This is a genomic window from Streptomyces lavendofoliae (assembly GCF_014649735.1).
Taxonomy (GTDB): Bacteria; Actinomycetota; Actinomycetes; order Streptomycetales; family Streptomycetaceae; genus Streptomyces; species Streptomyces lavendofoliae.
This window is the reverse complement of the sequence record NZ_BMTP01000001.1, coordinates 55,021-65,295: the sequence shown is the minus strand read 5'-3', so window position 1 is coordinate 65,295 and position 10,275 is coordinate 55,021. Positions and strand designations below refer to the sequence as shown.

Sequence of the window (10,275 nt, the reverse complement as noted above, 5' to 3'; positions counted from 1 at the left end):
ACCTTCCGCCCCCTCTCCGGCCCCGGGTAGTAACAAGGGTCCTTGCGGCGGCCGGACCGCCCTGCTTCTCTGGTGATGTCGCCGGGCGCTGCTCGCATCGCAGCGCCCCTGGCAGCCACCTTCCCCCCGCCCAAGGCGTGGTTCCGGCATGCCCGCGACTCCCCGAGTCCCCGACGTTAGGTCGCTACGTGTTCCGCTCGCTCGTCAGCCGTTTCTCCGCCCGTCCCAAGTCCGTCGCCGCCGGCGCCGCGGTGCTGCTGAGTGCCACCGGCGCCGTGCTGGGCACCACCGCTCCGGCCTCGGCCGCCTCCGCGCAGGACATCGCGAAGAAGATGGTCCCGGCGGGTCAGTACCAGTGCTTCAGCAAGATCGTGGAGCACGAGTCCGGCTGGAACCCGTCCGCCACGAACGCCTCGTCCGGCGCCTACGGCCTGGTGCAGGCCCTGCCGGCCTCCAAGATGTCGTCGGCCGGTTCGGACTGGAAAACCAACCCCGCCACGCAGATCGAGTGGGGCCTGGACTACATGAACGACCGCTACGGCAGCCCGTGCGGCGCGTGGAACTTCTGGCAGTCCAACGGCTGGTACTGAGCCATTGGTACGGAGCCGTCCCGGCCCGACGGCGCGAGGCCCCGGTGAACGACGTTCACCGGGGCCTTCCCGCGTCCCGGCCGCGTCCTGCGACCGCCTCCAGGACCGTCCGCCGCCCCCGGGACGGTGAGCGCGACAGCACGGAGCGAGGGGGGACGTGGACGTCCTCGCGCCCCGTCACCGGGCGCGAGGAACCGCTGCACGGGCCGCGTGTCCTGACAGAGCGGTGCGCGCCGGGGCAGCGGGACTGCGCCCGGGGGCCCGGTCGTGCCCTGCCGCCCTGTCCTCGGCGCCCCCGGGCCCGGCCCGCTGCTGCCCGCCGGCCTGCCGGTGCCGGCCCACGTCGCCGCCCTCGCCGGGCGGGAGTGACACGAACGCACGAGTCGGCCCGGCGGGCGGCGGCGTGACGTACGTTCGGCTGCATGAGCCAAGAACGCTGGTCCGCCGTGGACGACTACCTCACCGACATGCTGGCGCCCGCCGACGAGGCCCTGACCGCCGCGCTCGCCGACAGCGACGCGGCCGGCCTGCCGGCGATCGGCGTGACGCCGCCCCAGGGCAAGTTCCTGCACCTGCTGGCCCGCCTCCAGGGCGCCCGCACGATCCTGGAGATCGGTACCCTCGGCGGCTACAGCACCATGTGGCTGGCCCGCGCGCTCCCGGAGGACGGCCGGCTGATCTCCCTGGAGTACGCCCCGGAGCACGCGGACGTCGCCCGCGCGAACCTCGCGCGGGCGGGGCTGGACAAGGTCGCCGAGGTACGGACGGGCGCGGCCCTGGACACGCTGCCGCGCCTGGCCGACGAGGGCGCGGGCCCCTTCGACCTGGTCTTCATCGACGCCGACAAGCCCAACAACCCGCGCTACGCGGAATGGGCGCTGCGGCTCACCCGGCCGGGCAGCCTGGTGGTCGTCGACAACGTGGTGCGCGGCGGCGCGATCACCGACGAGTCCTCCCGGGACCCGGCGGTGATCGCGACGCGCGAGCTGTTCGACCTGGTCGCGCGCGACCCCCGGCTGGACGCGACGGCGCTCCAGACGGTCGGCGGCAAGGGGTACGACGGCATGCTGCTGGCCCGCGTCGCGGCCTGAGCGGCCGCCGTCACACCCGCAGCAGGCGCTCGGCCATCGCGCGGTACGCCTGCAGCGTGACCCGCAGCCGCTCCGTGTCCGGCTCCCGGTCGTCGCCGCGCCCGTCCCCGTCCCAGTCGGCGCGCAGGGCGCGGCGGTGGTCGGCGAGGGCGGCCGTCAGCTCGTCGGCGGCCGCGTCCAGCACGTCGGCGGCCTCCTTCACGGAACGGTGCGGGCTGTCGACGAACCCGCTGAGCGCCCGCTGCATCCGCCGGGCGAGGTCCTCCCGGGTCTCGTCCGGCATCAGCGGCGCGGACACCCCGGCCACCTCCCCCTTGCGGGGCGCGTCCTCGCGGGCGCCGTCCCCGGCCGGGGACGCGGCCGGGGCGGGGGATCCGGCGGAGTGGCCGCCGGCGGGGGGCGTGGTGCCGGGCGCGGTTCCGGTCGGGGTGCCGGTCGTGGGTGCGGTGCCGGTCGGAGTTCCCGTGGAAGCCTCGACCTTCTGGACCGCGCCGGGTGCGGCGGAAGCCGCGTCCCGGGCGGCGGGCGGCGGGGCCCCGGGTCCGGTGGCGGCTTCGTTCAGCGGGGCGACCCGGTACGACGTACCCGTCCGGGGGCCGGCCCCGTAGGGGTCACCGGTGCCGTGCCGTGCGGGCGACTCCGGCGGGGTCGGCCTCTGCGGGGTCGGCTCCTGCGGGGACATCAGGCACCACTCCCCTTCGGCTGCCACGGCGCGTCGACCCGGTGGCCGCGGCTCTCCCGGCGGCGCGGGGCGTGGCGGGCGTGGTCCTCGGAGTGCTCGGCCACCAGCTCCTCGAAGAGCCGGCGGGCGTCGACCATCGCGGCACGCAGCTCCTCGGTGCCCATGTGCGGGTCACGGCCGTCCGTGTGGGCACTGCGGTGCACCCGGCGGTAGCCGTCGACGTGGTCGGCGTGGTGCACGGACAGCGCGGCGACCTGCTCCTCGTACGCGGAGGCCGCCGGGAAGCCGCGGTCCTCGGCCAGCCGGGCCAGCAGTCGGTCCGCCTCGGAGACGGCCTGGCGCGGCGCGTCGACGAACTGCTCCTGCAGGCCCGCCCAGAGGGCCACGTACCGCTCACGGGCCTCCCGGGACAGCGGTCGCGGCCGCAGGTCACCATGGATCCGGACGCGCTCGGCGAGTTCGCGTTCCGCGGCCTTGGTGTCACCGTCGTGCCGGGCGACGGTCCGCTCGTACTCGGGGCCGAACCGCCGCTTCAGCCCGCGCCCGCGGCGGCCGCCTCCCCTGCCCGGTCCGGCGTACAGGACCGCGGCGACCACGGCGACGAAGACGACGACCAGGGCGACGACGATCAGGACAGTGGACATGACTGTCTTCCCTCGATCCAGGGGTCGGGGTTCCTTCGTGTCTGTTCGACGGCCGTGTTGCCGCAAATACGTTGGCCAAACGAGGGCCCCCTCGGATAGAGACACCCCATGACGAGTACCAACTGGAGCATCGGCCCCGAGCGTTACGACACGCCCGACGCCACCGCTCTCCGGGTCGACTACTACCACGACGTGGCGAGCCGCTACTACCGGCGGCCCATCACGGCGGACGAGATCGACGACGGGATCCTCAACGACGGGCTGGAGCGACTGTCGCCGCCCAAGGGCGAGTTCGTGGTCGGCCGGGTGGACGGGAAGCCCGCCGCGTGCGGCGGGGTGCTGATGCTGGACGGCGAACGGGCCGAGCTGACGCGGGTCTTCGTCCGGCACGCCTTCCGCGGCACCGGCGGTGCCGGCCTGCTGATGGACGCGCTGGAGACCGCCGCCGCCGGGCTGGGCGCCCGGCGCATGGTGCTCAACACCCGCCTGGACCTGGTGGAGGCGCGCGCCCTGTACGCCCGGTGCGGCTACCGCGAGATCCCCGCGTACTGCGAAGGCCCGTACATGGAGATCTGGTACGGCAAGGAGCTGCCGGCCGCCGGCCGGCCCCCGGGAAGCGTCCGGAAGCGTGTCGGCGGAGGCACGCCCCTGGCCTGACACCGACCGGGCCCCGGCCCGGCCCGAGCCGCACGGCCCGACCGGGCGCGGCGGGCCCGACCGGGCTAGCGCGCGTGGTTCCGGCGCACCTCCACGGCCCGTGGCCGTTCCCGCCGGGAACCGGAAAGCTCGGCCGTCAGCTCCTCGACCAACCGCACCAGGTCGGTCGGCCGCTCCGGCCCCCACCAGTCGCCCAGCAGCTCCGCGAGGGACTCCTCCCGGGCATGCGCCAGCCGCGCGGCCACGGCCACGCCCTGCTCGGTGAGCAGCAACTGGATGCCCTCGCGGCGCACCAGACGCCGTTCCTCCAGCTGCCGGGCCGCCTCGGTGATGAACCGGAGCGGTACGGGCGTGGTGTCGGCGAGCAGCCCGGGCTCCACCGCGCCGTGGCGGCGCACGCGCAGCAGCAGCCAGCTGGCGGCGGGGAGCAGGTCGAGCCCCGCGCGGGCGGTGATCTTCTCGTAGATCTCCTTGCGCCCCTCACGGGAGCCGAGGACCGACAGCGCGCGGGCGCACTCGTCGTACGAGGAGCGTTCGACGGGGTTGGAGGCGACCGTCTGGCTGGGGTCCGGGGCGGTGACCGCGGCGCGCAGCCGGTCCTCCTTCAGCAGCAGGGCGACGAGGAAGGCGAGGACGACGACGGGCGCGGCGTACAGGAAGACGTCCGTGATGGAGGTCGCGTAGGCGTCCAGCACGGCGGGGCGCAGGTCGGGCGGCAGTGCGCCGATGGCGCGCGGGTCGGCGGCGAGCTGGTCCGCCCCGGCTCCCGGTGGCAGCTCCCGGCCGGCGAGGGCCTCGCCGAGTTTGCCGGTGAGCCGGTTGGTGAAGACCGTGCCGAAGATGGCCACGCCGAAGGAGGCGCCGATGGAGCGGAAGAAGGTGGCGCCGGAGGTGGCGACGCCGAGGTCCTCGTACCCGACGGCGTTCTGCACGACCAGGACCAGGACCTGCATGACGAGGCCGAGTCCGGCGCCGAAGACGAAGAAGTACAGGCTCATCTCCCAGTCCGAGCTGGACACCTTCATCCGGTGCAGGAGGACCAGGCCGAGGGCGGTGATGGCGGTGCCGAGGACCGGGAAGACCTTCCAGCGGCCGGTACGGCTGACGATCTGGCCCGACGCGGTGGACGTCAGCAGCATGCCGAGCACCATCGGCAGCATGTGCACCCCCGACATCGTCGGGGTGACGCCCCTGACGACCTGGAGGAAGGTCGGCAGGTAGGTCATCGCGCCGAACATCGCGAAGCCGACGATGAAGCTGATGACCGACACCAGGGTGAAGGTGCGGATGCGGAACAGCTTCAGCGGGAGCACCGGCTCGGCGGCCCGCCGTTCGACGCGCACGAACCAGACGAGCAGGACCGCGCCGAGGACGGCGAGGGCGATGATCTGCGCCGAGCCCCAGGCCCAGGTGGTGCCGCCGAGGGACGCCACGAGGACGAGGCAGGTGGCGACGGAGGCGATGAGGAAGGTGCCGAGGTAGTCGATGGTGTGGCGGGTGGAGCGCACGGGGATGTGGAGCACCGCGGCGATGACGAAGAGCGCGACGACGCCGATGGGCAGGTTGATGTAGAACACCCAGCGCCAGGAGAGGTGCTCGGTGAACAGCCCGCCCAGGAGCGGCCCGAGGATGCTGGTGGCGCCGAACACCGCGCCGAACAGGCCCTGGTACTTGCCGCGCTCCCGCGGTGAGACCAGGTCGCCGACGATGGCCATGGACAGCACCATCAGGCCGCCGCCGCCCAGGCCCTGGACGGCCCGGAACGCGATGAGCTGCGGCATGTTCTGCGCGACGCCGCACAGCGCGGAGCCGATGAGGAAGATGACGATGGCGGTCTGGAAAAGCTTCTTGCGCCCGTACTGGTCGCCGAGCTTGCCCCAGAGGGGCGTGCCGGCGGTCGAGGCGAGCATGTAGGCGGTGACGACCCAGGACAGGTGCTCCATGCCGCCGAGTTCGCTGACGATGGTCGGCAGGGCGGTGGAGACGATGGTCTGGTCGAGCGCCGCCAGGAGCATGCCGAGCAGCAGGGCGCCGATGGCGACCAGGACGGTGCGCCGGTTCTGTCCCTGTCCCGGGGCGGGGCCGGTGGCCGGTGTGGTCACTTCCTGCGCCATGGTTTCTCCCTCGTCATCCCTCGTCATCCCTCGTCGCGCGGGCGGGCGGGTCGGACGCGTACCCCCTCGTTTCCTCATCCCATCCTGGGCGCTTCGTCCCGATACGGCCCGCTGAACGGGGAGGAGGGGGCGGACCGTGGTCCTCCACGGCGCCCGGCGGGCTGCATAATCGCTCGCAGTTCAAAGGGGAGGGGCCCACATTGACGGGACAGTTCTGTCCTGAGTGCGACGGCGACTGCGGTTGTGCCTCCACGGAGGACACGCTGGGGATACGTCCGTACGTGAACCTCGGCGGGGAGGCCGGCCGGGGTCAGGAGCCGTCGGGCTCGGCGGCGCCCGGCCCCGTCGCGCCGCCGCCGGGGACGCCGGTCTCCACCATGCCGCTGTACGTGCCGCTGGAGCCCGAGCTGGTACCGCTGGAGACGGTGGGCCCGCCGCGTGGCGCACGGGCCGGCACACGGGCGCAGGCCCGGGCCGCCGCCCGGTCCCGGAGCCGTGCCCGTCGGCCGTACGCCGTGGTGGGCGCCGTGGCGGCGGTGGTCGCGGTGGTGGGCGTTGCGGCGTTCGCGGGTGGGCTGTCCGGCGGGGACGGCAAGGCGGACCGGGTCCTTCCCGACCTGGGGCCGAGCACGCCGGCCTGGCCGAGCGGAGAGCCCGAGGGGCCGTCGCGGGCCTCCGGGCCGGCGTCGCCGTCGGGGCCGGCGGCGGGGACGGGGTCGCCGTCCGCCTCGGCGTCGGCCTCCGCGTCGCGGTCGGCCGCCCCGTCCGCCTCGGTGACGGTCTCCGCGTCCCTGGCCGTCGCGGTGCCGGACACACCGTCGGCGTCGGCCTCCCCGAGTCCCTCGGACAGCCCGGACCGGCCGACGCCCTCGCCCGACCGGAGCCGGGTGCCCAGCGCGGAGCCCTCCCCCGAGGAGCCGGCCACCCTGCGGCGCGGCGACTCCGGGGCGGCGGTCACCGAGCTCCAGCACCGGCTGCGGGAGGCCGGCCTCTACGACGGGCCGATGAACGGCCGCTACAACAAGGACGTGGAGTGGAGCGTGGGCCAGTACCAGCAGGCCCGCGACCTCCGGAGCGACGGCTGGGGCGTGTACGGCCCGGAAACCCGCGAGTGGCTGGAGTCGGAGACGACCCCCCGCTGACCCCCCGGCGCGCCTCACCCCGCCCGCGTACGCCCTTCTGGCAACCCGGCCGGCAGGCCGCGCCCTCCGCGCCGGTCCCCCCAGCGTCGCCGGACGGGGGCGGACTGGCGTTCGGCCGCCCGGTTTTGTATCGTGAAGGAACAAAGTGGTCCCGCCCGTATACCCTGACCGGCGGGCGGGCCACTTCGTACCCCCCACCCCACCCTCCCCGTGGAGATCGCCGATGCCGGCCGCCCCCTCCGTCCTGACCGCCCGGGCCCTCCTGCTCGACATGGACGGCACGCTCGTGAACTCGGACGCCGTGGTGGAGCGCTGCTGGCGCCGCTGGGCGCTGCGGCACGGGCTCGACCCGCAGGAGGCCCTCAAGGTGGTCCACGGCCGCCAGGGCTACGCCACCATGGCGGTCCTCCTCCCGGACCGCCACATGGAGGAGAACCACGCCGACAACCGCGTGATGCTCGCCGAGGAGACCGCCGACCTGGACGGCGTCGTGCCGATCGGCGGCGCGCCCGCCTTCATGGCCGCCATCGCCGCACTGCCCCACGCCCTGGTCACCTCGGCCGACGGGGCGCTCGCCCGGGCCCGCTTGGGGGCGGCCGGGCTGCGCATGCCGCGGGTGCGCGTGACCGCCGAGATGGTGGGCGCCAGCAAGCCGGACCCCGAGGGGTTCCTGAAGGGCGCCGCCGAGCTGGGCTTCGACCCCGCGGACTGCGTGGTGTTCGAGGACTCCGAGGCGGGCATCGAGGCGGGACGCGCCGCCGGGATGCGCGTGGTGGGCGTCGGACCGCGCGCGGGCGCGTTCGCCCCCGACGTCCTCGTACCGGACCTCACGCACGTGCGCGTGGAGGCGGACCGCGCCGGTGACGCGATCCGCCTGCACGTCACCGCGTAGGCGTCACGCCGCCAGCGCCTCGTACAGGCTGAAGCCCGCCAGCGCCAGCATCAGGCAGGCGGCGACCCTGGTGATGAGCCGCAGCGGCACGTACTTCATCAGCGTGCGGCCGCCCAGGATGCCGATTCCGGCGACCGCCCACAGCGCGAGCACGGCGCCGAGGCCGACGGAGAGCGGGTCGTCGTAGCGGGCGGCGAGGTTCGCCGTCATGATCTGCGTCAGGTCGCCGAACTCCGCGACCAGGATCAGCATGAAGCCCGCCCCGGAGACCTTCCAGAAGGACTGGTCGGCCGGGGCCTTGATGTTCTCCTCGTCCTCGTCGGCCTTCTTCAGCAGCAGCACCGCCGCGCCCGCCAGGAACAGCACGCCCACCAGGGCCTGCACCAGCCGCTGCGGGAGGAGGGTCAGGACGCTGCCCGCGGCCACCGCGAGCACGACGTGGACGGCGAAGGCGGCGGCGACGCCCGCGAAGACGTAGGACGCGCGGTAGCGGGTGCCCAGCATGAGGCCGGCCAGCGCGGTCTTGTCGGGAAGCTCGGCGAGGAAGACGACGCCGAAGGTGATGGCCATGATCGTGAGGCTGAGCACGGGTGGGATTCCTCGATCGGTCGGGCTCCGCCGTACCGAGAAGAGACGTGTCAGGGGTCACTCCGGCACGGCGGCACCATGAATGGGGACAGGCATGGCACTGCTGTTGCCGAAGGTCTCGCTGGCCCGCCCGACGGCGTGCCTCCGGGCGCCGGCCGGGCGCGAGGCCCAGCAGTATGTCGACGTTCCGGCGAAGAGCTACTCCCCTTCTGCTCCGTCCAGGGTACGTGATCCGCCCGGCCGCCCCTCGCGCCGGTGCAGCCGGCCCCGCGCGACCAGCTCCAGCACCGCCGCGACCGCCACGGCCTGCACGGCCATCAGCCCGACCAGCACGAACAGCTGCACCGCCCCCGCCTGGAGCGGCGACGCCCCGCCCAGCAGCATCCCGACGAACGCCCCCGGCAGCGTGACCAGCCCCACCGTCCTCGTCTGGTCGAGCCCCGGCAGCAGGGCGTCCGCCGCCGCTTCCCTGGCCACCTCCAGCCGCGCGTCGCGCTCCGGCAGCCCGAGCGCCAGCCCCGCCTCCACCTCGCCGTGCCGGGTGCCGAGCTCGTCCAGGGCGCGCCGCCCGCCGAGCACGGTCGCGGTGAGCGCCCCGCCGATGAGGATGCCGGCCACCGGCACCAGGGCGATGCCCTTCGGTGGCACGAGACCGGTCAGCAGCAGCGCGCCGACGACGGGGACGACCCCGGTGGCGATGGGCACGGCCGCCCACCACCAGGTGCCGTTGGGCGTGACGCGGCGCCCCGCGGTACGGACGGCGACGGCGTACATGAGCAGCAGGAAGGCCAGCAGCAGCGGTACGGAGCGGACGACCCACCCGATGACCAGGGACACGGCGGCCAGCTGCGCCGCCGCCCGCACCCCCGCCGTGACGATCTCGCGCGGCGCCCGCAGGTGGGCGAGCGCCACGACGGTGGCGGCGACGGCGAGCAGGACGGCGAGAACAGCCGCGAACGTGGCATTGACGGGCAGCAGCACACGTCAACCCTAAAGCCGGACAAGGCAGGTGCCGGGCCGTCAGGAACCGGGCACAACCCTTGATGTGACGTGCGCATGTCGTCACTCTGTAACCCGGCGCATCCCCCGGGGCAACCTGGCGCCACCACGATGACCGAGCAGCCCGACCGGGCAGCCGGCCACCGCCCCCACATCCCAAGGGAGTTACCCATGTCCGGTGTCTACGCGCGTCGAATAGCCGTCCTCGCCGCCTCCGCCGCACTCACCGCCACCGGCGTCCTGGCCACCGCCCCCGCCGCCCAGGCCGCTCCGCCCACCCCGATCAGCGCCGCCACCGCCCGTACCTACCTGGGCCAGCTCACGGTGAAGGCGGAAGGTTCCTCCAGCGGCTACAGCCGCGACCTGTTCCCGCACTGGGTCACCCAGTCGGGCAGTTGCAACACCCGCGAAGTCGTCCTCAAGCGCGACGGTGTCAACGTCGTCCAGGACTCCGGCTGCGCGGCGGTCAGCGGCAGTTGGTACTCCGAGTACGACGGCGCCACCTGGCGCGCGGCGTCGGACCTCGACATCGACCACGTCGTCGCCCTGGCCGAGGCGTGGCGCTCCGGCGCGAACGCCTGGACCACCTCTCAGCGCCAGTCCTTCGCCAACGACCTCACCCGCCCGCAGCTCATCGCGGTCACCGACGACGTCAACCAGGCCAAGAGCGACCTCGACCCCGCCGAGTGGCTGCCGCCGCGCACCGCGTACCGCTGCACGTACGCCCGGATGTGGGTACACGTGAAGTACCACTGGAACCTGAGCGTGGACTCCGCGGAGAAGAGCGCTTTGCAGTCGGTGCTCAACGGCTGCTGACCTGCTCTCCCGGTTCCTTGCGCCTCCTCCGCCCCGTACCGTACAGAAGTAGTACGGACG

The 10,275-nt window shown here is 74.0% G+C and carries 12 protein-coding genes; 6 read left to right on the top strand and 6 right to left on the bottom strand.

The window, feature by feature from the left end; translation table 11 throughout:
- The first annotated feature begins 188 nt into the window (after positions 1 to 188).
- Both IE109_RS00345 and IE109_RS00340 read left to right on the top strand, forming a co-directional pair.
- Positions 189 to 590, top strand: coding sequence for an aggregation-promoting factor C-terminal-like domain-containing protein (locus tag IE109_RS00345; protein WP_189548353.1), 402 nt, complete (start codon positions 189 to 191; stop codon positions 588 to 590).
- Positions 591 to 1,012: 422 nt separating this feature from the next.
- A complete protein-coding gene (locus IE109_RS00340) occupies positions 1,013 to 1,681 on the top strand; it encodes an O-methyltransferase (RefSeq protein WP_189548352.1) in 669 nt (222 codons plus the stop codon).
- 10 nt (positions 1,682 to 1,691) lie between these two features.
- On the opposite strand, the gene IE109_RS00335 is transcribed toward IE109_RS00340, so the two are convergent.
- Both IE109_RS00335 and IE109_RS00330 read right to left on the bottom strand, forming a co-directional pair.
- Positions 1,692 to 2,363 carry a hypothetical protein gene (locus IE109_RS00335; protein ID WP_189548351.1) on the bottom strand — a complete coding sequence of 224 codons (672 nt, stop codon included), beginning with the start codon at positions 2,361 to 2,363 and terminating at the stop codon, positions 1,692 to 1,694.
- Entirely contained in the window at positions 2,363 to 3,007 is a 645-nt protein-coding gene (locus IE109_RS00330; protein ID WP_189548350.1) for a hypothetical protein, read from the bottom strand. Before IE109_RS00330 ends, IE109_RS00335 begins: the two co-directional genes overlap by 1 nt.
- 108 nt (positions 3,008 to 3,115) lie before the next feature.
- Here IE109_RS00330 and IE109_RS00325 point away from each other — a divergent pair, with 108 nt between their 5' ends.
- The gene (locus IE109_RS00325) at positions 3,116 to 3,664 is read left to right on the top strand and encodes a GNAT family N-acetyltransferase (RefSeq protein ID WP_189548349.1); all 549 of its coding nucleotides are present in this window, start codon (positions 3,116 to 3,118) and stop codon (positions 3,662 to 3,664) included.
- Positions 3,665 to 3,729: 65 nt separating this feature from the next.
- Here the strand turns inward: IE109_RS00325 and IE109_RS00320 are convergent, their stop codons facing one another.
- Both IE109_RS00320 and IE109_RS00315 read right to left on the bottom strand, forming a co-directional pair.
- A complete protein-coding gene (locus tag IE109_RS00320) occupies positions 3,730 to 5,778 on the bottom strand; it encodes an MDR family MFS transporter (protein ID WP_189548348.1) in 2,049 nt (682 codons plus the stop codon).
- A gap of 310 nt (positions 5,779 to 6,088) precedes the next feature.
- The gene (locus IE109_RS00315; protein WP_189548347.1) at positions 6,089 to 6,592 is read right to left on the bottom strand and encodes a hypothetical protein; all 504 of its coding nucleotides are present in this window, start codon (positions 6,590 to 6,592) and stop codon (positions 6,089 to 6,091) included.
- Between the two features lie 73 nt (positions 6,593 to 6,665).
- Here IE109_RS00315 and IE109_RS00310 point away from each other — a divergent pair, with 73 nt between their 5' ends.
- Positions 6,666 to 6,920, top strand: a complete 255-nt coding sequence (locus IE109_RS00310; protein WP_189548346.1) for a peptidoglycan-binding domain-containing protein — start codon at positions 6,666 to 6,668, stop codon at positions 6,918 to 6,920.
- Positions 6,921 to 7,143: 223 nt separating this feature from the next.
- Positions 7,144 to 7,812, top strand: coding sequence for an HAD-IA family hydrolase (locus tag IE109_RS00305; RefSeq protein ID WP_189548345.1), 669 nt, complete (start codon positions 7,144 to 7,146; stop codon positions 7,810 to 7,812).
- A 3-nt stretch (positions 7,813 to 7,815) separates the two neighbouring features.
- On the opposite strand, the gene IE109_RS00300 is transcribed toward IE109_RS00305, so the two are convergent.
- Positions 7,816 to 8,400: a TMEM165/GDT1 family protein gene (locus IE109_RS00300; protein WP_189548344.1), complete on the bottom strand. Its 585-nt coding sequence runs from the start codon at positions 8,398 to 8,400 to the stop codon at positions 7,816 to 7,818.
- 198 nt (positions 8,401 to 8,598) lie between these two features.
- A complete protein-coding gene (locus IE109_RS00295) occupies positions 8,599 to 9,381 on the bottom strand; it encodes an ABC transporter permease (protein WP_189548343.1) in 783 nt (260 codons plus the stop codon).
- Positions 9,382 to 9,570: 189 nt separating this feature from the next.
- On the opposite strand from IE109_RS00295, the gene IE109_RS00290 reads away from it, so the two are divergent.
- A complete protein-coding gene (locus IE109_RS00290; protein WP_189548342.1) occupies positions 9,571 to 10,215 on the top strand; it encodes an HNH endonuclease family protein in 645 nt (214 codons plus the stop codon).
- Positions 10,216 to 10,275 lie beyond the last annotated feature (60 nt).

What these genes read in the sequence shown, in the direction of transcription:
- IE109_RS00325 (WP_189548349.1), top strand. Translation starts at nt 3,116, where the DNA reads ATGACGAGTACCAACTGGAGCATCGGCCCCGAGCGTTACGACACGCCC.
- IE109_RS00320 (WP_189548348.1), bottom strand. Translation starts at nt 5,778, where the DNA reads ATGGCGCAGGAAGTGACCACACCGGCCACCGGCCCCGCCCCGGGACAG.
- IE109_RS00290 (WP_189548342.1), top strand. Translation starts at nt 9,571, where the DNA reads ATGTCCGGTGTCTACGCGCGTCGAATAGCCGTCCTCGCCGCCTCCGCC.
- IE109_RS00335 (WP_189548351.1), bottom strand. Translation starts at nt 2,363, where the DNA reads ATGTCCCCGCAGGAGCCGACCCCGCAGAGGCCGACCCCGCCGGAGTCG.
- IE109_RS00330 (WP_189548350.1), bottom strand. Translation starts at nt 3,007, where the DNA reads ATGTCCACTGTCCTGATCGTCGTCGCCCTGGTCGTCGTCTTCGTCGCC.
- IE109_RS00305 (WP_189548345.1), top strand. Translation starts at nt 7,144, where the DNA reads ATGCCGGCCGCCCCCTCCGTCCTGACCGCCCGGGCCCTCCTGCTCGAC.
- IE109_RS00340 (WP_189548352.1), top strand. Translation starts at nt 1,013, where the DNA reads ATGAGCCAAGAACGCTGGTCCGCCGTGGACGACTACCTCACCGACATG.